Below are 26,107 nucleotides of genomic sequence, written 5' to 3'. Positions count from 1 at the left end.
CAGGCCGCGAGCTAAACAGAGGACTTCCGGGGGGATGACGCAGGTGACGGCAGTGACAGCGATTGCTAGGTGGGCTAAGCCGGCAGTCGCGGCCGCTCGCTTCCCCGACCGCGGATGTGTCTTGCCGTTGATTGCCGGGGCGTTGCGGCCGATGTCCCGGTCCAGAGGGCGCTGTTCGAAATTGAGGGGAATCGATAATATATCGCCTCTGACCGTCTTTGGCCCGGTGTGGGTACCGGTCTGGCGAGTGCGATAGATGGGCTAGGGATCTTGACCGCGACCAACGAAACAACTGAGCCGGATGCGCTTCTGCACGAAGCCCTGGACTTCGTCGTTCGCCTCAAGACGGGTGAACCGACCAGGGCAGATGTCGAGGCGCTGCAAGCGTGGCGTCAGCAAAGCGGCGCGCACGAAGCCGCCTTCAGGAACGCCGCCCTGGTCTTTCGTCATGCTGGCGTCGCTGCGCAGGAGTTGGCGGATCGGCCGGTGACAGGAGACGTCGCACGGCTGACGCGAAGACCGGTGTCGCGGCCCATTGGGCGGCGCGCCTTTCTGGGAGGTGCGAGCGCCGCGGCAGCGGCCGCGGTGGGGTACGCAATCGTTCGTCCGCCGCTCGGCCTTTGGCCGTCGCTCGGAGAACTCTCCGCCGATTACCGGACGGGAAAGGGCGAGTTGCGCAAAATCGCGGTCGCGCCGAACGTGTCTCTGGAGCTGAATACGCAGACCAGCATCGCGTTGCGTTCGGCGTCGAAAGAAACCCGGATTGAATTGATATCGGGCGAAGCCTCTGTAGCAGCGACGTCCGCCGCCACCCCCTTTGTGCTGCTGGCGGCGAATGGTCAGATCTCCGCGGTGGAAGCGGATTTCAATGCGCGTTGTCTCGATGGCGCCGTGTCGGTGACCTGTCTGAGCGGCAGCGTGGATGTCGCGCAAGGCGAGAGAACGGTGCGACTTGGCAGGGCACAGCAGGTGTCCTATTCGCCGGGCGGCATCGAAGCCTCGGTGCAGGTCGACCCGGGGCAGGTGACGGCCTGGCAATCAGGGCTCCTGATCTTCCGCGATCGGCCGCTTGCGGACGTCGTGGAAGAGGTCAATCGTTATCGTTCCGGGAAAATCATCATCACCAATGCGGATCTCAAACGCCGCATGGTCAACGGCACGTTTCAGATCGACAAGCTCGGGGATTTCGTGCCCCAGGTGCAGCAGCTGTTCGGGGCCCAGGCGCGGTCGCTGCCGGGCGGAGTTGTGCTGCTCGGTTGAACCCCATCCCGTCGGGTTCGAATATGCGCAGACTCGTTGCCGCGCCCATTCTCCTTACTGCGCGAGAATCGATGCAGGCACGTCACGCCGGATGCTGCTCGTAAAATAATCGCTAACGTTTCCCGATCTCGCAAAAAAGTTTTGCGGGTTGGGCAAAGCCCAGTCGTCTTTAGAGCGAGGGGACGTGATCACGGTGTCCGGCCGTGACCTCGTTTAGCTGGTTCGGGAGTCGGGCGGGGCATCTGTGAAAAGTCGAATTGATCGCGAGCACCGCCGGCGTGCGTCGGCGGGCACGGCGTTGTTTTGTCTGATGGCGGGCATGTTGGCCGGCGGCCTCGTTGCCGCGCTTCCAGCCCATGCGGCCAAGGTCTCCGCAGCCGGCGCGCCGAAGACGAACAACCCGTCTGCTCCCGCGGCAAGTGAAGCTGCTGCCGCGCAGCCCGCCGCCGTCGTGCAGCGGTTCGACATCGACGATTTCGCAATCCAGGGCGCCGAGACGCTCCCGCAGATCGACATCGAGGAGGCGGTCTATCCATATCTCGGGCCGAACAAGAGTGCCGACGACGTCGAGAAGGCGCGGACGGCACTCGAGAAGGCATATCACGACAAGGGTTATCAGACCGTCAGCGTCTCCGTTCCGCAGCAGAATGCGCAGGCCAGGATGATTACCCTCAAGGTGACGGAGCTGAAGGTCGGCCGTCTGCGGGTCAAGAACGCGCGCTATTTCCGGCTCGACAAGATCGCCGAGGGGGCTGGCTCTCTCAAGGAGGGGACGGTCCCGAACTTCAACGAGGTTACCAAGGATATCGTCGCGCTCAACCAGTGGCCCAACCGACGCGTAACTCCCGCGCTGCGCGCCGGTGTGACGCCGGGCACGGTCGACGTCGATCTGAACGTCGAGGACAAGGTCCCGATACATGCCAACGTCGAAGTGAATAACCGCAAGTCCCCCAATACGACGGCGCTGCGCGTCAGCAGCACGGTGCACTACGACAATCTCTGGCAGCTCGGCCACTCCGTGAATTTCAGCTACCAGGTCGCGCCGGAGCGTCCGGGCGACGCGGAAGTGTTTTCCGGCTCCTATCTGGCGCGGGTGCAGAACGTCGATTGGCTGAGCGTCCTGGTCTACGGCGTGAAATCGAGCAGCGATGTCGCGACCGTCGGCGGCACGAACGTGATCGGGCCCGGAGAGATCATCGGCAGTCGCGCGGTGATGACGCTGCCGACGCGGGAAAACCTGTTCCATACGCTTTCGGCCGGGGTCGACTACAAGCATTTCGATCAGACCGTGAAGCTCGGCGGTGTCGGCTTCTCGTCTCCGGTCACCTATTATCCGTTTGTCGCGAGTTATGGCGCGACATTCCAGGACGAGGGGTTCACGACCCAGTTCAATGCCGCCGTCACCTACAATCTGCGCCCGCTGGGCGATGGCGTGGTGCCGTTCGACAACAAGCGCTACGCGGCTTCCCCCAGTTTCACCCATTTCAACGTCGATGTCGCGCATACCCAGGAATTGCCGGAAGGATTCCAGCTTTACGGCAAGGTGCAGGGACAGGTCTCGGACGGACCGCTCGTCTCGAGCGAGCAGTTCAGTGTCGGCGGCCTCGACACCGTGCGCGGTTATCTCGAGTCGGAGACGCTTGGGGACAACGGCATTGTCGGCAATCTCGAGCTGCGCAGCCCCAATGTAGGCGAGATGCTGCAAAGCCGGATGAAGGACGAGACCGGGCAGGGCAAGGCGCGCTTCACGATCTTCAACGAATGGCGGGCGTTCGCATTCGCGGACGCCGGCATGGCGACCATGCTGAACGCACTTCCCGAACAGCAATCGCAGTTCAATCTGTGGAGCTACGGCGTCGGCAGCCGTTTCAAGATGTTCGACTACCTGAACGGCACGCTGGTCTATTCGGTGCCGATGGTCAGTCAGACCTACTCGAGCGCGAGGAGTCCGCGCGTCAATTTCCGAATCTGGGGTGAATTCTGATGACTGCGGGATGGGATCATATGGCTGGCGCGTGCCGATCGGCGCTTCGGCGAGCTCTGACAGGACTGTTGCCGGCCTTGGTTGCGGCCACAATGTTGTGTCCGTCGCCGGCCAAGGCGTGGTGGAACGATGAGTGGCAGCTCCGCAAGAAGATCACGATCGACGCCAGCGCATCGGGCGCCGGCATTACCGATCCGATCGGGACTGCGCCCGTCCTGGTCCGGCTGCATGTCGGAAATTTCCGTTTTGCGCCCGCAAAGGATGATGGCGCCGATCTGCGGTTCGTGGCCGGCGACGACAAGACGCCGCTGAAGCACCACATCGAGAAGTACGATTCGCTGCTCGGCGAGGCGCTGCTCTGGGTGGCCGTGCCCAACCTTCAGCCCGGCGCCAAGACCGACATCTGGCTCTATTCGGGCAACAAGAAGGCGGTCGCGACCAGCGATCCGAAGGGGACTTACGATCCGGATACGCTGCTGGTCTATCACTTCAACGAACGGGGCACGCCGGCGCTGGACGCGTCGGTCTGGGCCAACAATGCGCAAAGCGTCGGCCAGCCGGCAGACGGCTCGCTGATCGGCACCGGCTTGCGCCTCGACGGTCGCGGCGTGCTGACCCTGCCGGCTGCGCCGTCGCTCGCCTTGAGCGACAACGCTGCATTCACATGGTCCGCCTGGATCAAGCCGGGAGCGATGCAGCCCAACGCAGCCCTGTATAGCCGCCGCGACGGCACCAACGGTTTCGTTATCGGGCTGGATAATGGCGTGCCGTTCGTGGAGGTGACGAATGCGGGGTCTGCGCAACGCAGCGGCGGCGCTGCGCCGCTGGCACCGAATGGCTGGCATCATGTCGCCGTCGTCGCGAACGGCGGCCAAGTCGTACTCTACCTTGATGGTGCATCCTATGCGTCGCTCGCGGCACCGCTGCCGGCGCTTGGCACGAATGCCACGGTCGGGGGCGACGCAGCGCCTGCGTCACCCGTGGCCGGTCCCGCGGCGGCACAGCCATCGTCTGCAGCGGACGGTGCGGCAGCTCCGGATGCGTCAGCCCCGGCACCGGAGGCCGCAACCGCCGCCGCCGCGGCCATGGCCGGCTTCGTCGGCGACATCGACGAACTGCAGTTCGCAAAGGTTGCGCGGTCGCCGGGTTTCGTCAAGTTCGTCGCCACCGGGCAGGGACCGAACCAGGCCAAGCTCGTGACTTTCAGCGTCGACGAGGAGACCGCGAGCTGGCTGTCGGGTTACTTCGCAGTGATCCTGAAATCGGTGACGCTCGACGGCTGGATCGTGATCGGCATCCTGTTGATCCTCGCGGTCGTCAGCTGGGTCGTGATGTACGACAGGGCCTCCTACCTGAACAGGCAAGCCAAGGCCAACGCGCGCTTCATGAAGAGCTTCCGCGAGCTCGCGGCCGATCTCACCATGCTCGATCGCGGCGATGCCGACGAGATATGGACCCTGGGTGGCCGGATCGACGAAGTCGAAGCCAAGATGATGCAGGCGTCGTCGCTCTATCGGATCTACCATATCGGGGCCTCGGAGATCCGCCATCGCTTCGCCGGAAAGGGCGAGCGTATCCCAGTGCTCTCGCCCGCGTCGATTGCCGCCATCCGTGCCGCGCTGGACGGCGGCTCGGTGAAGGAGACGCAACGGCTCAATCGGCTCATGGTGGTGCTGACCATCGCGATCTCGGGCGGACCGTTCCTCGGCCTGCTCGGCACCGTGGTGGGCGTCATGATCACCTTCGCCGCTATCGCAGCCAGCGGAGACGTCAACGTCAATGCGATCGCCCCGGGCATCGCCGCCGCGTTGGTCGCGACGGTCGCCGGCCTCGGCGTCGCGATCCCGGCGCTGTTCGGCTACAACTATCTGATCTCCCGTATCAAGGACCTGACGACCGACATCCAGGTCTTCGTCGACGAGTTCGTGACGAAAATGGCGGAGTTCTACTCCACCGACCAGATCGAACGCAGCGTCGCCGCGGAGTAACGACGATGCAGGTCCAGAACGACTCCAAGCCGTATGACGACATCAACATCACGCCGATGCTGGATCTCGCCTACGTGCTGCTGGTGATTTTCATCATCATGACGACGGCGACTGTGCAGGGCCAGAAGGTCAATCTGCCGAAAGCGTCAGCTGCGCCGAGCCTCGCTACCCAGACCACCAAGGCGATCACGGTCGCCAACGACGGCAAGATCTTCCTCGATACGATCCCGGTGACGCTGTCGGAGCTCGAGCAGCGCCTAGTGCAGCAGAAGGCGTTGACGCCGGAATTCCCCGTGGTGCTCCGCGGCGATGCGCAAGCCCAATATCAGAGCGTGATGGACGTGCTCGACCTGCTTGGCCGTGTTGGCCTGACGCAGGTCGGGCTCGCGACCAAGCCGCTTGTGAAGTGACGGAACGAATGGGCACCTCCATGGTTATGCGCGCCGATCCGCGAAGGGGAGCCAGGGCCTTGTGGGCATGGCTTCGCGGGATATCGTCCGGTGCGGACTGGGCCGCCGTCGACGCGCCATCGACCGTCGTAAGCGCGCATTCGCTCGAGCCGCGGGCATCGACTGCTGGAATGCGGGAGGTCCAGCAAGCCGGCGTCGGACGAAGCGCGCCCGATACCGGCACGGTGCTTCATTTCCCGATTCGTGGCGAAGCCCTGCTGGTCAAGCTTGCGGACCTGCTGCGCAAGCAGGTCGCGAGCCGCGCCCCCGAACGCGATCCGTTGCTGCTCGTGATGTCGCGCCGTCCGGGCTCGCGCCTGTCGATCGATCGCGTCGCCTATGTCGACTTCCTGGCTGATCGGTCCACCTATCACGTCGTCATCGAGGCGGCTCCCGATGCCACGATCACGCTGGATACGACCGACTTCGATACGGTCGTGAATTTCGTCATGCAGTACGTCACCGGCAGGAATTCCGAACCGGTCGCGCTCGAGGCGGTGTCATGAATGCGCCGGAACAACAGGGCGGGCCGCGGCGGCTATCCCTGCCACGAGCGAAACCATTGCTGCGCTACGGTGCTGCGCTGGCCATCGCATGCGTCCTTGCCGTCGCGATATTCATGTTCGTCGGTCATGACGATATGCCGCCGCCGCGCCAGGTGCGCGAATTGACGGTCGTCAACATCACGCCGCCGCCGCCTCCGCCGCCACCTCCACCGCCGCCCGAGCAGAAGATGATCGAGCAGCCGAAGATGGCGGAGCCGGAGTTTAAGGAAGACAAGCCGGTCGAGAAGCCGAAGGACGAGCCGGTCAAGGACGCCAAGAACGAAGAGCCGCCAGGCCCGCTGGCGCTCGACGCCAAGGCCGTCGGACCCGGCGACCTGTTCAATCTCGGCAGCAAGGTGGGCGGCAGTCCCTATGGTGGCGGAGGCGGCGGCGGCAGTCGATGGGGCTGGTATCAGGCGATAGTGCAGTCGCAGATCGAGGCGGCGCTGCACGCCAACGGCAAGACGCGCAATGCGACGATGCAGATGCAAATCCGGCTGTGGGCCGATGCGACCGGCCGCGTCAATCGCATTCAGTTGGTCTCGTCGACCGGCGACGCCGAGCTCGACGCCATCATCCGCACCGACGTGTTTGGCAGCCTCGTGTTGCGGGAGCCGCCCCCCCGGGACATGCCGATGCCGATAGTGGCGCGCGTCACTGCGCGCCGGCCAAGCTGACGATCCGCAATCAATTCGTTCGAGTCGAGTGACTAGCAGAGGACTGGGGACTTATGTTGAGGAAGAGATACGACGCACGCCGCCTGACGTCGTCGACCGCCATATCGCTGTGTGCGCTTGCCGTCGCGGCGCCGGCTTTTGGCCAGGCCGCACCGGATCAGAGCCCGGCGGCGAAGAAGTCCGAATCGAAGCGTCCGACCGTGTCCGACGCCAAGCCCCTGTCGTCGAACACGACGATCAATCTCGTCAACTTGCTGGTGAAGCAGGGCGTGATCAAGGAGGAGCAGGCTCAGGCGCTGATCAAGCAGGCCGACGACGAAGCCTATGTCTCGCGCCAGGCCACGAAGGACGCCACCGCCAAGGCCGACGAAGCGGCCAAGGCCGCGACCGCGGCGGCCGCAGCAGTCTCGCCGCCCGGCACCCGGCACGTCACGTACGTGCCAGAGGTCGTCAAACGGCAGTTGCGGGAGGAGATCAAGAAGGAAGTGATGGCCAAGGCGCAAAAGGAGAATTGGGCCTCGCCCGGCGCCTATCCGGAATGGGCGCAGCGAATCCGCTTCTCGGGCGATGTGCGCTCGCGCTATCAGGGCAGTTTCTTTCCGGAAGGCAACGACCAGCTTCACGCATACAATTTCAACGCGATCAACACGGGTTCACCGTACGATCTGAACAGCAACAGCTTCGCGCCGACCTACAACGCCACCCAGGACCGCCACCAGGCCCGGCTTCGCGCTCGCCTGGGCATGGAGGCAGACATCTTCAATGGGTTCACCGCGGGCATACGCATCGCAACGGGAGAGAACAGTTCGCCCGTTTCCACCAATCAGTCGCTTGGTGCGAACGGAGGTAATTTCTCGAAATACGCATTGTGGCTCGATCGAGGCTATCTGAAGCATCAATCCTGGGACGGCAATCTGGCGCTGTCGGTCGGCCGCTTCGACAATCCATTCTGGTCACCGACCGATCTTGTCTGGCACAGGGACCTCGGCTTTGACGGTCTCGCGGTGCAGGGAAGGTACGAGATCGCCAAGGACGTCACACCGTTCGCGGTTGCCGGTGCGTTCCCGATCTACAATACCGACTTCAACATCGGTACCAATTTCGACGCGAGGACCGGTGGGGTCACGAAGTTCGCCAACCACGACAAATGGCTGTTCGGCGGTCAGGCGGGCGTGGCGGCGCGCCTCAGCTCCGAGACGTCGATGCGAGTCGCAGCCGCCTACTACGATTTCTCCAATGTCCAGGGACGCTTCTCCAGCCCCTGTCCGGTGCAGTCGGCATCGGATCTGTGCGATACCGATCTGACCCGGCCGTCCTTCGCGCAGAAGGGCAACACCTACACGACGCTGCGCAACATCGTCTCCGATCCTACGGTGCCGGTCCCGCCGCTCTATCAATATTTCGGTCTGGTCGGGCAATATCGGCCCGTCGTCGGCAGCGTGCAATTCGACCTCGGACATTTCCACCCGGTGCACATCGTGCTCGACGGCGAGTACGTCTGGAACAGCGCGTTCGACCGCAATCTGATGAATCGATATGCCGTCAACAACCGCGGGCCGGATGTCGCGGCCGGTGTGCCGGGTGCCTTCAACGGCGGAAATCAGGGATGGCTCGGCCGCGTCACCGTCGGCCATAGGGAGATCAAGCACCTCTGGGACTGGAACGTGCATGCGGGTTACAAATATCTGCAATCCGACGCCACCATCGACGCGTTCGTCGATTCCGACTTCGGGCTCGGCGGTACCAATCTGAAGGGTTACTTCGTCGGCGGCAATGTAGGGCTCAGCGATGACGTGTGGGCCAGCGTCCGCTGGCTGGGCGCGAACAACATTGCGGGCGTGCCTTATGCCGTCGATGTCCTGCAAGTCGATCTGAACGCGAGGTTCTGATCATGCATCCCCGGATTCCCGGTCTCGTGGCGGCGGTATTCGCGACTGCGATGTTCTGTGGCGAGGTTCGTGCCGAAAGCGAGACTGACCGCCTGCGCGAGGCGCTGCGCAGCGCCATCGCACAGGCGCGGCAGATGGAGGACCAGCGCACGGCGCTGCAGGCGAAGATTGCGGACGCTGACCGCGAGAAGGCGGCCCTGAAGGCGCAGATCGATGCGGCCAAGGCGGAAGCGAAGCAGCTTCAGAAGCAGCATCGCGAAGCAGTCGATGAATTCAATCAGCGCCTGGAGGAGCGCAACCAGACGCTGGAGAAGTGGAAGGTTGCCTATGAGGAGGCCGCCACGGTCGCCCGCACCAAGGACGCCGAGCGTGCCAAGTTCGAAAGCGAGGCAGCAGCGTTCAAGGCCAGCACCAAGAGCTGCCAAGCCAAGAACGTGCAACTCGTCAATGTCGGCCGCGACATTCTCAACCGATATCGCAGCCTGACACTGGGCGATGCCGCAGTCGCGAGCGAGCCGCTGACGGGTCTAGGCCGCGTCGGCGCGCAAAATTTCGTCCAGGAAAGTATCGACAAGCTGCTTGACCAGAAGGCAACACCATGAACCGTCCCAGCGTTATCCGATCTTCGAGATCGACCCTTGTTGTCGGAGCTGCCGTCGCGATCCTGAGCCTGTCGGTGGAGACGGCATTTGCCCAGACCGCGCCGGCGCCTCAACGTCCGGCTCAACCCGCGGTGAAGCCGAAGCCGACGGCTCCCGCCGCGGCAGCGCCGACGCCGGCGACCCCCGCACCGTCGACCCAGGGGCTCGCTTCCGCCAGGACGACCGGCGGCGATGATGTCATCGCCCGGGTCGGCGAGGCCAATATTTCGGCGGAGGAGCTCCGCGCTTATGTCGGCGCGCTGGGAGCGCGCGAGCAGGCGGCGCTCGCGAAGGACCCGGCGCTGCTGAGCCAGGCGGTTCGCATGCTGCTCGCCAACCGGCTGGTCTTGCAGGAGGTGATCGCCAAGAAGTGGGATCAGCAGCCAAAAGTCGCGGCGCAGCTCGATCGTGTGCGCGAGAACGCCGTGGTCGAGATCTATCTGCAATCGGTCTCGACCCCTCCAGAGAGTTTCCCGAGCGAGGACGAGGTCCAAAAGGTCTACGACGCGAACCGCGGCGCCTTGCTGGTGCCTCGTCAGTTCCACCTCGCGCAGATTTTCGTCGCGGCGACCGAGGGCGACAAGGCGGCTGACGACAAGGCGAAGAAGGCGATCGAAGCTATCCAGGCGAAGCTGAAGGCGCCAGGCGCCGATTTCGGCGCGATTGCACAGGCGGAGAGCGGTTCAAAAGGCGGCGGCGATCTCGGCTGGGTGGCTGAAAACCAGATCCGGCCTGAGATCAAGGCGCAGGTGCAGGGACTGGCCAGGAATACGATCTCAGAGCCTGTCCGGCTCGACGATGGCTGGCACATCATCAAGCTAATCGACACCAAAGCGGCGTACACCCGGACCTTGCCCGAAGTGCGCGATCAGCTGGTGCAGCAGATGCGCAGCGAGCGGGCCACCGCGCTGCGGCGGGCCTATCTCGCTGAATTGCTCAAGCAGAACCCGCCCATTCTCAACGAGCTTGCCCTTTCGGGCTTGCTCGACAATTCCCGGAAATGAGTCGCAGTGGAGTTAGCAATGTCCAATACCGTTATCGTCAAGCTCACCCTCAATGATCTGCGTTCAGCACTGCAACAGGTCGGCTACCGCGTGGAGGAGCTCACCGATCCCGTGGTCAATCTGATCTATCTCCGCTCGGCAACTGGCGGTCTGACCTTCGACATTCGTCCGGGGAATTGGCTCGCGGACGCGGAGAGTTTCGTCGATGCAGCCTTTACTGCGGTGCTCCAGGTTCAGGGCGAGCTTCCGCTCGATCTGGTCAATCGCTGGAACGCAACGCGCCGGTTTGCGCGTCTTCAACTCAGTCAGCAGTTCCTCGTGCTTGCCCTGGATGTCTCGGTCGTGGGCGGCGTGACCGCGGACCATCTGCGCGCGCAGATCGACATTTGGGATCGCCTGGTCCAGGAGCTGATCGTTTATTTGCGCGATGAACTTCGCGAGCTGTCGGCCAGGAAGGGAACGACGGTGCCGGTCGAACAGGCAGCGGAATACGAGAACGCCGACGTCAGCGGCCCGGCGGCCGCTCTTCAGTAGCTCGTCGCGATGTCCCCGAGGCGTTCGAAAAGAGTTCGCGCGCAAGTCCAACGAGACATGTTGACGATGGCCGATCGAGAATCCCGCGCAACGTGGTGGAATAGAATCGTCGGCTCGCTGGCTGCGGCGGCCGGTTTGCTTGCCGCCGGAGCTGGCGTCGACGCATCGCCCGTTGCCGCGGACAGGAGCGACTACCGTGCGGCCGATGCAGCTCCGCCGGCTTGGCGGGCTTTCGCAGGGCAATTGAAGGAGAAGATCGAGCAACGACTGGCGTCCGACGACGAAAGGGCACGACATTTCCAGGAGTACCTGGACAGCCGCATCACAGGCAGCGATGCGGTGCCTGTGACATTCGTTCTGCGAGCTTGGGTATCGTCGGACGGTCGGCTGCATCGCGTCGAGTTTGACGGACTCGGGGACCCCAAAGTTTCCATCGAGCTTCGGGCCTTGCTGACCGGACGCAATGTTGGTGTGCCACCGCCCGAGATGCTGCAACCGCTGCACTTGCGGTTCTCGCTGCGGGCGACGGATCGATTGCAGCAGGAGAAATAGAAAATGTCGGCTCGCAACGGGAGCGCTGGTTTGGCGCGGTCATGGATGTCGCTCCCGTCGACTGCTTTGGTCCCGGGATTGCTTCTGCTCGCCCAACTGTTTACGGCAGGCGCTCGCGCCGAGACGACCTCGGCACCGAAAACGGTCGACGCTCGTCACGCCGCGGTCGAAGCGCTGCCACCGCGTGCCCCCGATGCGGGTTCGCGTTATCGCGCCCTGATTGAAAAGGAGGCCGCGCAGGCCGGTCTCGCGCCCGAGATCGCCGAGGCGGTGATGGCTGTGGAGAGCGGATATGATCCTGGGGCCGTCGGCGGGGTCGGCGAGGTTGGCTTGATGCAAATTCTGCCCTCGACGGCACGCATGCTGGGGTTCTCCGGCTCGCTGGCCGATCTGGCCGCGCCCGAGATCAACATCCATTACGGTGTCGTCTATCTCGCGAAGGCTTGGCGCCTCGCCGGCGGCGACCTCTGTACCGCCGCGATGAAATATCGCGCCGGCCACGGCGAAACGCGCTTCTCGTTCCTTTCGGTGAACTACTGCATGGCGGTGCGTTCCAAGCTCACCGCTCGCGGCTTTCGCGTGACCGGCAGTGTTCCCGTGCCGACGTTTGGCGAGCCGGCTCCATCGGGCCGCGGCTGCGGGCGGAAATGTCCGGGCCTATCGCGAACGGGCACGGTGAATATTGTTGCGCTCAACACCCAGCTCAGCGCGCTCGTCGCGCAGGCGCGGGCGGGGCGATAGGGGCCGTGCGCACGAACGGATTGTCCGGGGTGAGCCAGTTCGCGCCCACTCTTTGGAAGAGGAGATCGCGATGCGGCTGATGGCGCCTTCGTTCGTTCTGACTGCCTGTCTCCTGTCACAAGCCGTGGCCGAAGAGCAGGTCAACGTTCTTCCGCCGATCGTGATCGGAAGCAGCGCCCCCAGGATCGCTCCTGATGGCCGCATGCCGGCTTCGCCCAACGCCAGCCGCGCGCCGGCCTCGCCAGACAGATGCGTAGAGGTGGAGATCGGATCCAGCCGATCGATGGACTGCCTCAACCAGAAGCTCAGGAGGGAGGTCGATCGACTCAATCCAAGCATCAATCTGCCGCCCATCGATGCCAGGTCGCCTGACCCCAAGCTCGGGGTCGTCAACATCCCCGGTGTTCAGCAGCAATATGGCCGGAACTTCGGCGTTTCCGTCGCTCCCTACCGGCGGCCGCCGCCGGTGTTCTCCTCGCCGATCGGGCATCGATGAAGGGATCCAAGGCCTGTTAGCGGAATGCGCTCCGACAGCGTCTCAGCTCTCGCGGCGGTTTGCTGACGAAGCAATCAGAATCCCGCGGCGACGCTGCTTTCGATGCTTCGCGAAGCCTGTCATCGGGCCCGGCGCAGTCATGAAATCTGCTTTTCCCGGGGAGGACTTGAACGTCTATATGGTCCGCATGTTATCTCACCGTTTTTCCGTGGCCCATGATGGATTGGAGTGAGAGTTCAAATTTATCAATCGGTTAGAAGGCTGCGTGTGCACGACATGTGCACCGGGAGATCAACAAACATCTTGTGACGGCCAATGCGGTGAGGCGAGGGCCGCAATCTCGGATGCCGGTGACGAACGCCCGCGAAATTAATTGCTTCTGCATTGCGGCGTCGCTCCCTAGGGTCGGTATGTGCTCGACGAATTCCAGCGTCCGCACGAGCGCGATCACCCCGGAAGGAGGCGGCTACGATCATGAGCAACGCGATCACTGCCACCGGAGAAAAGCCACTGACTCCAGCTATGCTGCGCGATTTGTCCGTGCGGTCCGATTGGCAAGGCCTGGTCCGCGCGGCCAGCCACTACGGCGTCATTGTCGTTGTCGGCGCGCTGATCTGGCTGGCCTCGTCGCGATACGGAATAGTCTGGGCGTTGCCGCTGGTCGTCATCCAAGGCTACTTTGTCGCATTCCTATTCATGGTGGTACACGAGACCGCCCACAAGACGGCGTTTCGTAGCCGCGCACTTAATCTCGCCTTCGGTCATCTCTCCTCGTTCGCAGTCGGCTTGCCTTACGAATACTACTGCCTGTTCCACTGGGATCATCACCGCTATACGCAGGATCCAAAGAGGGATCCGGAACTGCTGTCGGTTCCGACCCCGACCTCGGACGCGCAACTGGTGATCGTCTACAGCGGCTTGCGGCAGGTTGCCTTCCGGGTGCGGCTGATGCTTCGCCACGCGTTGACCGGAAATGCCACGTCGCCCTGGATTCCGGAAAGCAAGCGCCACATTGTCGTGACGGAAGCGCGCTTCCATCTGGCAGGCTACGTCGCGCTGCTGCTGGCATCGGTCGCGCAGCACACCTTGATCCTGTTGTGGGTCTGGGTCATTCCCGTGATCGTCGGTCAATTGTTTCTGCGTCCGTATCTTCTTGCCGAACACACCGGCTGCGATCGCACGCGCAGCGCCTTCCAGAATACCCGCACCACCTATACCGCCATGTTCGTGCGATGGTTTGCATGGAACATGCCCTATCATGTCGAGCATCATGCTTATCCTTCGATTCCGTTCCATGCGCTGCCGAAACTGAACCGGATCGTCGCCGATCAGATCGTCTACCGGGGCCCAGGCTACATCGCAGTGACGCGGCAGACGTGGGCCTGGTTTCGCCGCGCACGCAACGGCATCGAAAGTCCCATCGGTTCTGATTGAATCGGGATCACGGCTTCATGAGAGGCAGCAGGGTGCCGTTGCCGCAGCCGGCGGCGCCGAAATGCCACCCGCACTGCGAACACGGGTCCCACCAGGCGCCTTCTCGGCATCTCGGGAGGCGACTCCGGGCCCGAACAGATCAGCCTCAGCCACGATGCGCCCAAGGTGTGGGCAGCTTGATGAATTTATTGCCCAGGCACGGTCGGGAGCTGGTCTACTTGCGGGAAAATTGGACAGCGTCGAGCCTTGTCGATTAATTGCTTCACGGTCTCCCGTCTTCAGACGACCCTTTCGTCACGGTCGATCACTCCGATCGCCGGCATCACAGAGGTTTGGCATGCGATCAACAACCGCTCTTCGCTTTGCCGCGTTTGTCCTATCTGCGTCCCTCCTGTTTGCGACGCCCGAGTGCGCGACAGCCGAAGAATTGCTGAAGGCCCGTCTCGCCCAGAATCTCGGGCCGATCTCGGGACTGGCGATCGTCGCGAATGCGAAAGGCATTTTCGCCAAGCATGGGCTTGATATCTCGGTCTCCAATTTCACCAGCGGGAAGCAGTGCCTCGATACGGTGCTTGGGGGAGGGGCGGATATCGCGACAACCGCCGAGGCGCCGGTCACGGCGGCCGCGATGGCGCAACAGCCGATCGCCTTCGTGGCGGGGATGGAATATTCGGATCTCAAGACCATGACCGCGGCTTCTGCCGGGATCAAGACGAAGGCTGATCTGCGTGGAAAGCGAATCGCCTTTACGGCCGGAACCGGCAGCGAAGTTTACACGTCGGTTCTGTTGAAAGCGGCGGGCCTGACGTCGAAGGACGTGACGCTCGTCAACCTGCGACCTCAGGAGATGCTTCCCGCCATGGCGGCCGGGAGCATCGATGCGTTCGATACTTGGGAGCCGCACGTCGCGAATGCGAAGAAGGCTCTTGGCGAAGGCGCGATCCCGCTTGAGACCAAAGGTCTCTACTCGGAGACCTTCAATATTGTCGTGACGCAGTCCTACCTCGCGGCCAACCCTGCGATCGTCAGTAAGTTCCTGGCGTCCCTCATCGAAGCCGAGGGCTGGCTCAAGGCGCATCAGGATGATGCGATCGACGTCATCGCCACGGCGACCGGGATGAAACGCGATGAATTGGCTGCGATCTGGCCGGACTATGTTTACCGTGTGCGCCTCGACGACAGGATTCTCACGACTCTGAAAACCCATGCCGCCTGGCGGCTCGAGACCGGCAATCATCCTCCTGGCGCGAGCATGCCCGATTTCTCGAAAGTCCTGGTGACGGCGCCGCTGAAGGCGCTCGATCCGGCTCGCGTCACACTGGAGGCGCGCCCGTGAGCGGTGGGGGACGCAGGAGTGCCAGCGCGACCGCACGGCTGAGCGTACTGGTCGCCGTTCTCTCCGTGCCCGCCTTCACAGGCGTGTGGGAACTGGTTGCGCGCTCCGGCATCGTGAACGCCGTGCTGTTTCCGCCGCCATCGACCGTCGCTGTCGCCGTTCTCGAATGGATCCGCAGCGGACAGTTCTTCGGCGACCTGATGGCGAGCCTCTCGCGCGTGGCCGCGGGATTTGCGATCGGGGCCGCGGGCGGGATCGTGCTCGGCGTCCTGACTGGCCGGTTCCGGCTGGTGTCCAGCCTGCTTTCACCCTTGTTTCACATCCTTCGTCCAATTCCTCCCATCGCCTTCGTGCCGATCGTCATCCTCTGGTTTGGCCTCTCGGAGACAGGCAAGCTATTCCTGGTCGTCTGGGGCGTGTTCTTCACGGTATGGCTCGCGACCCACATCGGGGTGCAGAAAGTCGACCGCGGACTCATCCGTGCCGCCCAGATGCTCGGCACGCCGCAGCCGCAGATGCTGTGGGAGATCGTCCTTCTTGGCGCGCTGCCCTACATCACGGTCGGTCTTCGGACCGCGGTGAGCATCTCCTTCTACACACTGGTCGCCGCCGAGTTGGCGGGAGCGTTCGCCGGTATCGTTTATCGTATCGAAATTGCGCAACAGAACATGCAAACGGGTCAGGTCATGGGCGGGTTGGCGGCTCTCGGCCTCCTTTCCTTCATCGCCGACCGTTCCTTTGCGACTCTTGCCGAACGTGCCGTGTGGTGGCGATGACCCCGAGCTTGCTTCGTCCAGACCAGCCGCTCAGGCTCGTGGATACGTACCCGCCATCCGCCCCGGCGCGTCAGGCGATCATCCGGGTCGAGGATTTGAGCATCGTCTTCGATGCGCCGAGCGGACAGGTCATCGCGGTCGACCGCGTATCGCTGGCGGTAGCCCAGGGAGAATTCGTCTCGATCGTCGGTCCATCCGGCTGCGGCAAGTCCACGCTCCTGAATGCAATGGCCGGCCTCGAGCGGCCGTTCGAAGGCCAAGTGCTGATCGCCGGCGAAGCAATGCGCAAGCCACGGCCCGAGATCGGGATGGTCTTCCAGCAGCCACATCTGTTTCCGTGGAAGTCGGTGCGCCGGAACATCGCGCACGGGCCCCGCGCCCTCGGCAAGCCGAAAGCGGAGGCGCTGCGGATCGCCGACGACCTCATCGAGATGATCGGACTGACCAGATTTGCGTCGGCATATCCGCACACGCTATCGGGAGGCATGCAGCAGCGGGTTGCGATTGCCCGTGCCCTCGCCAATCAGCCGCGCGTACTGTTGATGGACGAGCCGTTCGGAGCGCTGGATGCCCAGACCCGGGCGGTCATGCAGGACAATCTGCTCGAGCTCCGCGAGCGGATCAACGCGACAATCGTCTTCGTCACACACGACATCGATGAAGCGATCCTTCTTTCTGACCGTGTGCTGATCATGAGTGCGGGCCCTGGCCGCATCCTCAAGGATCTTCAGGTGAGCCTGCCGCGACCGCGCTCCAGCGCCATCGTTGCGGAGGCTGCCTATCTCGCCCTCAAGCGGGATTGCCTTGACCTGATCCGCTCGGAAGGCCGCCGAGCTTTCGAGCAAATGGAAATCAGGACGTAAGCGCCTGAACGCCAGATCTGGCATGGCTCTTGAATGGTTTTCCCTTCCAGCGGCAAGGGAGCGAGCAGATGTCAGTAGCAAGTCTCAGGAATACGACAGGCATCATGCTGGCGGGATCGGATGCTCTGGTCGGGCCGCTGCCCGGCTTGTTGGATCCGTTGTGTGAGACTGACCGGCGTCGTGTCCTCGCCATCGGCCGCGAGGAGGTCCTGCCGGCAGGCAAGCATGTCTGGCGTCAGGGCGATCTGCAGAACGGCATTTATCTGATCGAAGAAGGGCGTATTCGCAGCTACTACGCGGCTCCTTCCGGACGCGAGGTGACGTTGGCCTACTGGTTCGCCGGCAATTTCGTCGGCGGCCCGGATCTGTTCGGTACTGGTGCCCACGTATGGTCTTCGGTTGCAGTGGAACGGAGCCGGGTGACGTTCTTACCCGGCCCAGCCTTGCGCGCGCTGGCGCATCAATCAGCAAGTATCGCGGTCGCGCTGTTGGATGCGCTCGCCTTCAAGGCACGGTGCTACTCGGCCATGGCGCAAATGCTGGGGACCCGCTCGGTGACCGAGCGGTTGCATCGTCTGCTGGTTTTTCTCTCGAATATCTACGGCTCGCAGCAAGGTCGTGAGATCGTGATCGGGATCCCGTTCACCCATGGTGATCTCGCCAATCTGATCGGCTCAACTCGCCAATGGGTGACGGTGCAGCTTTCCCGCATGCAGGCAAGGGGCGTCATCCGTTATCACCGGGGCCTGATTGTGATCCTCAATATGCGCGCTCTCGATCTCGAAGTCGTCTAAAGCATGATCCGGAAAAGTGTGCAGCGGTTTTCCGAAAAGATCATGCTTAAACAACAACCTAAAGCGCGATGACGATTCATCCTAATCGCATCGCGCGTTAGGACGCGGCCTTCGGATATACTTTTAGATCGAACAGCGCAGCCTTCCCATCGGGCAGCCATCGCTCGGCAAGGTCGAGAAGAGCATGGTCACGCCACGCAGGCGCTAGCAAAGTGATGCCCATCGGCATGCCGTTGCCGAGCGTTGCGTTGGGAACTGCCACCGCGCACAAGTCCACGAGATTGGCAAAATAGGAGTAGTAACCGAGGCGGCTGTTGAGCGTGATGGGATCTTCCATCATCTCCGAGATCGTGAAGGGGCGTGGCGCGGTCGGCACCACCAAGACATCGATCTCCTCGAAAAGCGATTGGATCTGGCGTCGCAGCGTCAAAAGTCGATGTTGCGCGGCGAACGCATCTGTTGCGGAAAACCGGGCAGCTGCGCTCAGCACGTTGCGGATGACATCAAGCAGGTCTCCATGATCGATGTCCAGGAGCTTGCTGATCGCCGCGTGACGTTCGGCAATCCAAGCCCCTGAAAACAGCATTTCACCGGCTTCGGCGAAGGGCGCGAAGTCAATTTGCCTGGTTTGGCCTCCCAGTCCCGAAAGTCTCGTGCAGGCCTGCCCGTACAGTTCATTGCATTCCGGCATGCCGAATGAATTCAGATGACCGACAGAGACCTGGCCGAATCGGAATTTGCGAGGTGATAGGGAGGACGAGGCAATCCGTTGGCGGCTAAAAGGATCGGTATCGTCGAATCCTTCAATCAACTCGAGCAGAAGTCGACCTTCGGCAATGGAATTGCAGAAGATCGAGGGACAGTCGAGCGTCGGACAGTTCGGCACAAGCCCCCGGGATGAGACGAGGCCGACGGTTGGCTTGATCCCGATGATCCCATTAAAGCCTGCGGGAATCCGGCCCGAGCCGCCGGTATCTGTGCCGAGAGCGAAGGCAACATGGCCGGATGCTACGGCAGCAGCCGAACCGGAACTCGAGCCGCCGGAGATATACAGATCGTTGGCCGCGCTGGAACAGGCGCCATAGGGGGAGCGGGTGCCGGACAGTCCGGTTGCGAACTGATCCAGGTTGGTCTTACCAAGACAGATCGCACCTGCGGCCGTCAAACTCTCGACGCATCTGGCCGATCGCGCAGCCACATACTCGAATGACGGACAGGCTGCTGTTGTTGGCATGTCCTCAACGTCAATATTGTCCTTGACGCCGAATGGCACGCCAAAGAGCGGCAGGACTTCACCCTTCTCCGCTCGCTGTACAAGGGCATCAGCCTCGGCCAGCGCTTCTTCTATGGGCCGCACATAGATCCAGCAGTTGCGATGCCGGTCCCGTTCGATGCGCTCATAGGCGGTTGTGATGATGGAGGGTAGCTCGGCAGGCGAACGTAGAGGCCGATTCTGCGCGGATAAGATAGCTTGCGGCACGGAATAAAACTCCTGAGGGGCATGACCCCCATAAATATGAAGCCGCTGCCCAGCAGTGAAAGCAACTAAGCGCCTCTGCCGCACCGGCGGCACTCGAACCTGCAACCACACTGTTATGAGCGGCGGGGTCACGACCGGACCCGTTGATTTCCTTCGGTTTTTGCGTCGGTTGAGCTCGTTTGTCTTGGTTCGTTCGGGTTGTTTCTGGTGCAAAACCGGCGCGGTCCGCGGCGCCACGGGTCACGAGACTTGCTCTTTGATATCATCTGGGCTCCTAGACTCTCGAACTCGAGTCGGAGGCCGGGAAAGGTTGCAGGTATTGATGCCCATTTCACATGTAGAAGCATTTCGAGCCGTGATGGTCTCCGGCTCCACAACCGCTGCTGCCCGCATTCTGAATACGTCTCAACCAAACGCTAGCCGATCGATCGCTCAGCTGGAGAAGTCTATGGGGTTAAGGCGGTCCACTATGGATCGGCTTGGATATTGTCGGCTGTCGATAGCTCAAATTGGCCCATGGAGATTGGAGCGAGAGTTTAGTTTTTTCAATTGGTTAGAGGGTGGCGTGTGCACGAGGTGTGCACTGGGAGATCAAGAAAAATCGATTGAAGGCAAGTTTATTGAAGGCAAGTTTGGAGTGGAGTGATCTGGCTTCCGCCGACCCTGCTCGAGCTAGAGAAGCAGCCGCAAGGGCCGGGCGCTCGCGCAAGACCTCTCGGGAGTGATGTAGGGCAGACCCACGAGACAATGAATGGATGACCCGATCGGCACAAAGCCGCGGCGCCGGTAAAGCATCATACCGCCCGGCCTCGTGTTCAGCGCCCTCTTCGCGGAACGTATCGGCGCTGAGAGGAGGGATCTTTGGCGAGCTGCGGCGCCAGCCGGGCATTTTCCAAAGCAAGAGCCTAGCTCGCCGCATCGATGCGAAGAGATGAGCAGCGGTCGGCTAGATCACGTCGACCTTGCGGCTCCCGTGATTAGAACCTGGGGCAGTACAATCGGTCTCGGTGAAGTCAGGAGGTGTCTCTGTGCCTGGTCGGCTCGAATAGGACATCGGTTGCTAGAGCTTGCTCGTGGTCGGCCTCGGCGAGGCGGAGTATTGCCGGCGTGGGGCCGCCTAGAGGCCCCAAGGTTCGCTAGTTCCTGTTCAATCAATCGAAATAATGGGGGTGTTGCGGCTTCCCGATTTGAACCAGCTCGCAGGCGATTTTTGGTTGCTCTTTCGCCTATCGGCTATCAATTCTAGGATGTAACACTCAAGCCGTAGCAAGCGGACATCAATCCAAGTTGCGGATATTGCCGGTCGATCGCGGCCACCTCTTGTCGCATCTGTGCGACGATCCAATCTCGGATTTCGGCGGCGATGGGCCGCATGGGCCGATGGCGGGGCGGCAGGAACTCGCAGAGGCGGCGTGTCGTGGCTAGTGTATCGGAGGCCGGCACCAGTGCGCCCGTCAGAAGCCAATGCGAGGTCACCGTCAGCCAGCCGAGAGCAATTCCCTGACCTAGCAGCGCGGCCTGCACCACCACGGCGTAATCGGTGAAGCTCAGCCCCTTGGCTACGCCGCGGCGCCCGGTCAAAAGCGTTGGGTAATCCGCGGCCCAGTCGCCCGGCGTCTCGGCGAGACGAATGATGGTGTTGCCTTCGGCAGAATCGGTCTCCCCCAGATAGCCGGGGCTGCACATCGGCAGCATGACTTCCTTCATCACCAGCGTGCCGCCGGAGGATGGCTCGTCACGATCGCGGAAGCGCATGCCGAGATCGACATTCTCCACCGGTCCGCGTAACGCGCCGGAGATAAGTTGGAAGCGCAGGTCGACCTGGGGAAACTGCTTCTGCAGCTTGTCGATGCGCGGCATCAGCCAATGCGTAGTAAAGGCGGAGGAGACCGACAGCGTCACCGTCTCGGTGCCCTTGCGGCGCCGCTCGATCTCGACGAGCCCGCTCTCGATGCTGCGGAAGCCTTCGAGCACGCGGCGATAGAGCAGCTCGCCTTCCTCGGTGAGCACCGCGCGGCCCGCCTTGCGATCGAACAGACGGACGCCGAGATGCTCCTCGAGCTGGCCGAGCATCCGGCTCACGGCTGGCTGCGTCACGTTCAATTCAGCGGCCGCCGCGGTGAAGCTGCCATTGCGCGCCGCTGCGTCGAAGACGAACAGGGCGTTGCTGGACGGCAGCATGCGGCGGAGCTCGGGCATAACGTGATGTTATGAGCGCGGTGAGAATTTGGCAATTGCTTGATTTTGCCAAGTCTGGTGTCATCGACATGACAGCCTAAAGATAGGAGCTTCCGGGGGAAGTTTGGTTGCGGCGCACGCTGCAACCACCAGTGCTCCGAAATCCTATCTATAAAGCAGGCTTATGGCGTGCAGTGAGGCACGCCATTGCTAGGGATGGACGGAGTCGATCGTTGGACAAACGAGCGGAAAGCGTCGAGATCAGGTCGGCCAGCAAGGCCTACGGTGCCGTTCGCGCCCTCGACAACGTATCCCTCAATGTCGGCGCCGGCGAATTCGTCTCGCTGCTCGGCCCGTCCGGCTCCGGCAAGACCACGCTGCTTGGAATTTTGGGCGGCTTCATCCTGCCGACCTCTGGTGCCATCCTGTTCGGCGGCCGAGACGTCACCTACATGCCGCCGCACAAGCGCGACATCGGCGTGGTGTTCCAGAACTACGCGCTGTTTCCTCATATGAGCGTCGGTGAGAACGTCGCTTTTCCCCTGCGTGCACGTCGGCTGCCGAAAGCGAGCTGGCCGGACAAAGTGCGCGCGGCACTCGGCATGGTCGGCCTTACCGGCTACGAGGAGCGCGGCATCGCGCAGCTCTCCGGCGGCCAGCGCCAGCGCGTGGCACTGGCGCGCGCCATGATCTTCGAGCCGCGCCTGATCCTGATGGACGAGCCGCTCTCCGCGCTCGACAAGCAGCTCCGCGAGTCCATGCAGATCGAATTACGCGAGCTGCACAGGCGCATCGGCGCCACCATCATCTATGTCACTCATGATCAGCGCGAGGCGCTGACCATGAGCGACCGCGTCGCTGTCTTGAAGGACGGTCGCCTGATCCAGATCGACGAACCGGCGCGCCTACACGATCATCCCGCCGATTCCTTCGTCGCGAGTTTTATCGGCGAGGCGACCATGCTTCCCGTCCGCCGCATCGATGCCTCCACTGTCGCGCTCGGCAATGCGCTGCTGCGCAGTGCCCGCGCCATTCCCGACGGCGACTCCCTTATGCTTGCCGTGCACAGCGAAAAGCTGCTGATCGACAACGGCGTGCAGGATGCCGCCTGCAACCGCCTGACCGGGACGGTGACCGACATCGTCTATCAGGGCGAGAGCCTGCGCATCTTCCTCTCGCTCGCGGACGGCATCGCGCTCAGCCTGCGTCAGCCTTCCTACCACCAGGCGTACAGCCGCATTCCGCCGCTCGGCGGCAGCCTCACCGTCACCCTTCACCCCGAGGACACCATCATCGTGCCCCGAGTAGACTGACCCCTAGCCCTGTCTAACCTGAGAGAAAAACGACATGTCGACCCAAGCCGCGTTCAGCAATTTCAAGGTTCTCACCTTCGACGTCGTCGGCACCTTGATCGATTTCGAAACCGGTGTGCTCGAAGCCGTGCGCAAGATCGGAGGCAAGAGGGCGGCCGAACTCAGCGACGAGCGGATCTTCGAGCCTTACAAGCGCGGCCGCGACAAGCATTACGAGCGCTCGAGCGAAGTGATGTTCCACGTCTATCGCCATCTCGCGACCGAACTCGGACTGCCGGCCGATGATGCGTCCTGCGACGTGTTCCAGCTTTCGGTGCTGCGCTGGGGGCCGTTCCCTGACTCGGTCGAGGCGTTGAAACGTCTACGGACGAAATTCCGTCTGGTGGCGATGACCAACGCGGACCGTGTCGCGCTGTCCTGCTACGCGCACGCGCTCGGCAATCCCTTCGACGACACCGTCTGCGCCGACGACACCGGCGTGGCAAAGCCGAACCCGGAATTCTTCGCCTACAACAAGGGCCGCCAGTCCGCCTTCGGCTACAAACAGTCCGACATTTTGCACGTGGCGCAGAGCCAGTATCACGACATCGGGATCGCGCGGAAGCTCGGCTACAAGGTGTGCTGGATCGAGCGTCGCCAGGGCATCGCGGGCTTCGGCGGCACGCCGGCGGTGGAGACGCTGACCAAGCCGGACTTCCATTTCCCGACCCTGAAGGCGCTCGCCGACGCTGCGATCGGTCCGGCGGCGTAACGGATGAGCGGCGGCATGACACGGGACTGGAGCGCGCTGCCATCGGCCAATTCGCTGTGGGAAGCCACGGCGCAGCCGGCGCGCGACTATCCCGTGCTGTCGGGCGAGCAACAGGCCGATGTGGTGATTATCGGTTCCGGCTACACCGGCCTCTCCGCCGCGCATCACATTGCCAAGAGCGGGCTCAGCCCCGTCGTGCTCGAGGCCAACCGTCCCGGCTGGGGCGCGAGTGGCCGCAATGGCGGGGTGATCACCGCAAAGTTCCGCCTGTCGTTCCGCGAGATCGACGCCGCGCATGGCCGCGCCATGGCGAAGCGCATGTACGAGATCGCGCATGAATCGACCGACATGGTCGAGGAACTGGTCTCGGAGTTCGGCATCGCGAACGCGAATCTTGTGCGCACCGGCCAGGTCAAGGCCGCGCATAACGAGACGACGCTCAAGGCCGCGATCGAGGAAGCCAACTGGATGACGCGCGAGATGGGCTCGGCCGAGGTCCGCATCCTCGACAAGAACGGCGTGCGTGACGAAACCGGCTCCGACACCTTCGTCGGCGGTGTGCTCAATCCCGGCTCGGGCGGTATCCATCCGCTAAACTATCTGCGCGGTCTCGCCGACGGCGTAACGCGCCGCGGCGTTCCGATCTTCCAGGAGTCGCCGGTTGTCAAACTTCACCGCGACAAGGACGGCATCGTCGCCGAGACGCCGCGAGGGGCGGTGCGCGCAAAGCAGGCGATAATTGCCACCAACAGTTATTCCGATCTGACCGGCGCCACCGCGCATCTGCAGCGCACGCTGATCCCGTTCCGCAGCGCCATGGTGGCAACCGAGAAGCTGCCGGGCAATCTCGCAGGGAAGCTGATGCCGACGGGGCGCACCTATACCGAGACCAAGCGCATGATGCGATGGTTCCGCATGGTCGACAACCGCGTGATCTTTGGCGGCCGCGGCGCCTTCGGCAGACAGGATTCGCAAGCCGCATTCGATGCCTTGCGCAAGGCGATGGTCGGCATCTTCCCCGATCTCGCCGATGTCCCGCTCGCATACAAATGGTCGGGCCTCGTCGCCATGACGTTGGACTCGGTGCCGCATATCGGCCGGCTCGACGACCGCACGATGGTGTCGATGGGCTACAACGGCGCCGGCGTCGCGATGTCGAGCCTGATGGGCCGCTATCTCGCGGCCTTCGTGCGCGGCGAGAGCCCGGATGTCGGCCTGCTCGACGTCAAGCGGATGAAGGCGATCCCGTTCTATCCGCTGCGTGAGCCCGCCGTGCGCGTGGTCGCTGGCTGGTACCAGTTTCTGGATACGATCGGTCAGTGAGATCACTTTGGCGATGGAGGAGGCGAAGATGAACATGAAGCGCAATTTCGGACTGGGCTGCGCGCTGTTGGGCGTATTCGGATCGACTAGCGCGGCTGATGCCGCCGAGCAAATCACCTTCGTCTCGCAAGGAGGCGCCTACCAGCAGGCGCAGACGGTCGCGATCCTCGATCCCTCCGCCAAGAAGCTCGGCATCACCATCAACCAGGATTCCATTCCCGACGCCTGGCCCGCGATCAAGACCCAGGTCGGCAGCGGCAAGCCGATCTGGGACGTCGTGGATACCCCGACCGGCAACTGCCTGCGAGGCGGCGAGCAAGGGCTGATCGAGAAGCTCGACTTTTCGAAGATTCCAAACGGCGCGGCGATGCCGGAGGCCTATCGCAGTCCCTATTCGGTCTCTTATGAGTTCTATTCCAGCGTGCTGTCCTACAGCCAGAAGACATTCCCGAAGGACGCGCCGAACAGCTGGGCCGATTTCTGGGACGTGAAGAAATTTCCCGGCCGGCGCGCGCTGCGCAACCACCCGTTCGCGACGCTCGAGGCCGCGCTGATGGCCGACGGCGTCGCGCCGGACAAGCTCTATCCACTCGACGTCGACCGCGCCTTCAAGAAGCTGGAGGAGATCAAGCCGCACATCACGGTATGGTGGACATCCGGTGCGCAGTCGGCGCAGCTCCTCAATGACGGCGAGGTCGACATGGAGATGGCCTGGAACGGCCGTGTCAGTGCGGTTGCCAAGGAGGGCGCCAAAGTGTCCTTCACCTACAACCAGGGCATCTTGCAGAGCACCTCCCTCTGCATTCTCAAGGGGGCACCAAACCTTGCCGCCGCCGTCAAGTTCCTCAACGAGGCCATCGATCCCGTGCACCAGGCCAACCTGCCGCTCCACATCGATTACGGCCCGGGCAATCCCAAGGCGTTCGAGACGGGCGTGATCAAGCCCGAGCGCGCCGCGCAATTGCCGAGCGAGCCGGCGAACGCGGCCAAGCAGGCGCTCATGTCCTACGCCTGGTGGTCCTCGCCCGCCGGCGAAGCCGCCGAGAAGCGCTGGGCATCGTTCATGCAGAAGTAAGCGAGATCAGCCTTGGCGACATCC

At 62.7% G+C, this 26,107-nt stretch carries 25 protein-coding genes; 23 read left to right on the top strand and 2 right to left on the bottom strand.

Annotation, left to right across the window (positions count from 1 at the left end; translation table 11 throughout):
• The first annotated feature begins 270 nt into the window (after positions 1–270).
• The 18 genes from RAD10_RS17855 to RAD10_RS17770 all read left to right on the top strand — a co-directional run bounded on the left by RAD10_RS17855 (position 271) and on the right by RAD10_RS17770 (position 17,963).
• Entirely contained in the window at positions 271–1,260 is a 990-nt protein-coding gene (locus RAD10_RS17855; protein ID WP_461618552.1) for a FecR family protein, read from the top strand.
• A 319-nt stretch (positions 1,261–1,579) separates the two neighbouring features.
• Positions 1,580–3,244 (top strand): ShlB/FhaC/HecB family hemolysin secretion/activation protein, encoded by a 1,665-nt coding sequence (locus RAD10_RS17850; RefSeq protein ID WP_461618590.1) that lies wholly within the window; start codon positions 1,580–1,582, stop codon positions 3,242–3,244.
• Positions 3,244–5,232, top strand: a complete 1,989-nt coding sequence (locus tag RAD10_RS17845) for a DUF2341 domain-containing protein (RefSeq protein WP_461618551.1) — start codon at positions 3,244–3,246, stop codon at positions 5,230–5,232. Before RAD10_RS17850 ends, RAD10_RS17845 begins: the two co-directional genes overlap by 1 nt.
• Before the next feature lie 5 nt (positions 5,233–5,237).
• Positions 5,238–5,642: an ExbD/TolR family protein gene (locus RAD10_RS17840; protein WP_461618550.1), complete on the top strand. Its 405-nt coding sequence runs from the start codon at positions 5,238–5,240 to the stop codon at positions 5,640–5,642.
• A 59-nt stretch (positions 5,643–5,701) separates the two neighbouring features.
• Positions 5,702–6,187 (top strand): hypothetical protein, encoded by a 486-nt coding sequence (locus RAD10_RS17835; protein WP_461618549.1) that lies wholly within the window; start codon positions 5,702–5,704, stop codon positions 6,185–6,187.
• Positions 6,184–6,903, top strand: coding sequence for a TonB C-terminal domain-containing protein (locus RAD10_RS17830; RefSeq protein WP_461618548.1), 720 nt, complete (start codon positions 6,184–6,186; stop codon positions 6,901–6,903). The genes RAD10_RS17835 and RAD10_RS17830 overlap by 4 nt, the downstream gene beginning before the upstream one ends.
• Positions 6,904–6,956: 53 nt before the next feature.
• Positions 6,957–8,792 (top strand): putative porin, encoded by a 1,836-nt coding sequence (locus RAD10_RS17825; protein WP_461618547.1) that lies wholly within the window; start codon positions 6,957–6,959, stop codon positions 8,790–8,792.
• A 50-nt stretch (positions 8,793–8,842) separates the two neighbouring features.
• A complete protein-coding gene (locus RAD10_RS17820; RefSeq protein WP_461618589.1) occupies positions 8,843–9,394 on the top strand; it encodes a hypothetical protein in 552 nt (183 codons plus the stop codon).
• Positions 9,391–10,437 (top strand): peptidylprolyl isomerase, encoded by a 1,047-nt coding sequence (locus tag RAD10_RS17815; RefSeq protein ID WP_461618546.1) that lies wholly within the window; start codon positions 9,391–9,393, stop codon positions 10,435–10,437. Before RAD10_RS17820 ends, RAD10_RS17815 begins: the two co-directional genes overlap by 4 nt.
• Positions 10,438–10,455: 18 nt before the next feature.
• Positions 10,456–10,971, top strand: coding sequence for a YbjN domain-containing protein (locus RAD10_RS17810; protein WP_461618545.1), 516 nt, complete (start codon positions 10,456–10,458; stop codon positions 10,969–10,971).
• Between the two features lie 66 nt (positions 10,972–11,037).
• Positions 11,038–11,523 carry a hypothetical protein gene (locus RAD10_RS17805; RefSeq protein ID WP_461618544.1) on the top strand — a complete coding sequence of 162 codons (486 nt, stop codon included), beginning with the start codon at positions 11,038–11,040 and terminating at the stop codon, positions 11,521–11,523.
• A 45-nt stretch (positions 11,524–11,568) separates the two neighbouring features.
• Positions 11,569–12,264 carry a transglycosylase SLT domain-containing protein gene (locus tag RAD10_RS17800; protein ID WP_461618543.1) on the top strand — a complete coding sequence of 232 codons (696 nt, stop codon included), beginning with the start codon at positions 11,569–11,571 and terminating at the stop codon, positions 12,262–12,264.
• A gap of 70 nt (positions 12,265–12,334) precedes the next feature.
• Positions 12,335–12,760 (top strand): hypothetical protein, encoded by a 426-nt coding sequence (locus RAD10_RS17795; protein ID WP_461618542.1) that lies wholly within the window; start codon positions 12,335–12,337, stop codon positions 12,758–12,760.
• Positions 12,761–13,234: 474 nt separating this feature from the next.
• Positions 13,235–14,194, top strand: coding sequence for a fatty acid desaturase (locus tag RAD10_RS17790; RefSeq protein ID WP_461618541.1), 960 nt, complete (start codon positions 13,235–13,237; stop codon positions 14,192–14,194).
• 229 nt (positions 14,195–14,423) lie between these two features.
• Entirely contained in the window at positions 14,424–15,530 is a 1,107-nt protein-coding gene (locus RAD10_RS17785; protein WP_461618540.1) for an ABC transporter substrate-binding protein, read from the top strand.
• A 113-nt stretch (positions 15,531–15,643) separates the two neighbouring features.
• On the top strand, positions 15,644–16,306 hold the full coding sequence (locus RAD10_RS17780; protein WP_461618539.1) for an ABC transporter permease: 663 nt from the start codon (positions 15,644–15,646) through the stop codon (positions 16,304–16,306).
• Positions 16,294–17,169 (top strand): ABC transporter ATP-binding protein, encoded by an 876-nt coding sequence (locus RAD10_RS17775; protein ID WP_461618538.1) that lies wholly within the window; start codon positions 16,294–16,296, stop codon positions 17,167–17,169. The genes RAD10_RS17780 and RAD10_RS17775 overlap by 13 nt, the downstream gene beginning before the upstream one ends.
• A gap of 68 nt (positions 17,170–17,237) precedes the next feature.
• Positions 17,238–17,963, top strand: coding sequence for a Crp/Fnr family transcriptional regulator (locus RAD10_RS17770; RefSeq protein ID WP_461618537.1), 726 nt, complete (start codon positions 17,238–17,240; stop codon positions 17,961–17,963).
• Between the two features lie 97 nt (positions 17,964–18,060).
• Here RAD10_RS17770 and atzF read toward each other — a convergent pair whose 3' ends face one another.
• Entirely contained in the window at positions 18,061–19,443 is a 1,383-nt protein-coding gene (atzF, locus tag RAD10_RS17765; protein ID WP_461618536.1) for an allophanate hydrolase, read from the bottom strand.
• A gap of 115 nt (positions 19,444–19,558) precedes the next feature.
• On the opposite strand from atzF, the gene RAD10_RS17760 reads away from it, so the two are divergent.
• Positions 19,559–20,089, top strand: coding sequence for a LysR family transcriptional regulator (locus tag RAD10_RS17760; protein WP_461618535.1), 531 nt, complete (start codon positions 19,559–19,561; stop codon positions 20,087–20,089).
• 596 nt (positions 20,090–20,685) lie between these two features.
• Here RAD10_RS17760 and RAD10_RS17755 read toward each other — a convergent pair.
• On the bottom strand, positions 20,686–21,642 hold the full coding sequence (locus tag RAD10_RS17755; protein ID WP_461618534.1) for a LysR family transcriptional regulator: 957 nt from the start codon (positions 21,640–21,642) through the stop codon (positions 20,686–20,688).
• Positions 21,643–21,854: 212 nt separating this feature from the next.
• Between RAD10_RS17755 and RAD10_RS17750 the strand changes: the two genes are divergently transcribed.
• Genes RAD10_RS17750 through RAD10_RS17735 form a run of 4 tightly spaced genes read left to right on the top strand, consistent with a single transcriptional unit; the run spans position 21,855 to position 26,083 of the window.
• Positions 21,855–22,934: an ABC transporter ATP-binding protein gene (locus RAD10_RS17750; protein WP_461618533.1), complete on the top strand. Its 1,080-nt coding sequence runs from the start codon at positions 21,855–21,857 to the stop codon at positions 22,932–22,934.
• Between the two features lie 34 nt (positions 22,935–22,968).
• Complete coding sequence (locus RAD10_RS17745) at positions 22,969–23,685, top strand: HAD family hydrolase (protein ID WP_461618532.1); 717 nt, start codon at positions 22,969–22,971, stop codon at positions 23,683–23,685.
• Between the two features lie 15 nt (positions 23,686–23,700).
• A complete protein-coding gene (locus RAD10_RS17740) occupies positions 23,701–25,008 on the top strand; it encodes an NAD(P)/FAD-dependent oxidoreductase (RefSeq protein WP_461618531.1) in 1,308 nt (435 codons plus the stop codon).
• A gap of 28 nt (positions 25,009–25,036) precedes the next feature.
• Positions 25,037–26,083, top strand: coding sequence for an ABC transporter substrate-binding protein (locus tag RAD10_RS17735; RefSeq protein WP_461618530.1), 1,047 nt, complete (start codon positions 25,037–25,039; stop codon positions 26,081–26,083).
• The last annotated feature ends 24 nt before the right edge of the window (positions 26,084–26,107 follow it).

It is taken from the genome of Bradyrhizobium sp. 23AC (assembly GCF_054863025.1).
The sequence above is the reverse complement of the archived record's forward strand: the minus strand, read 5'-3'. Positions and strand labels throughout refer to the sequence as shown.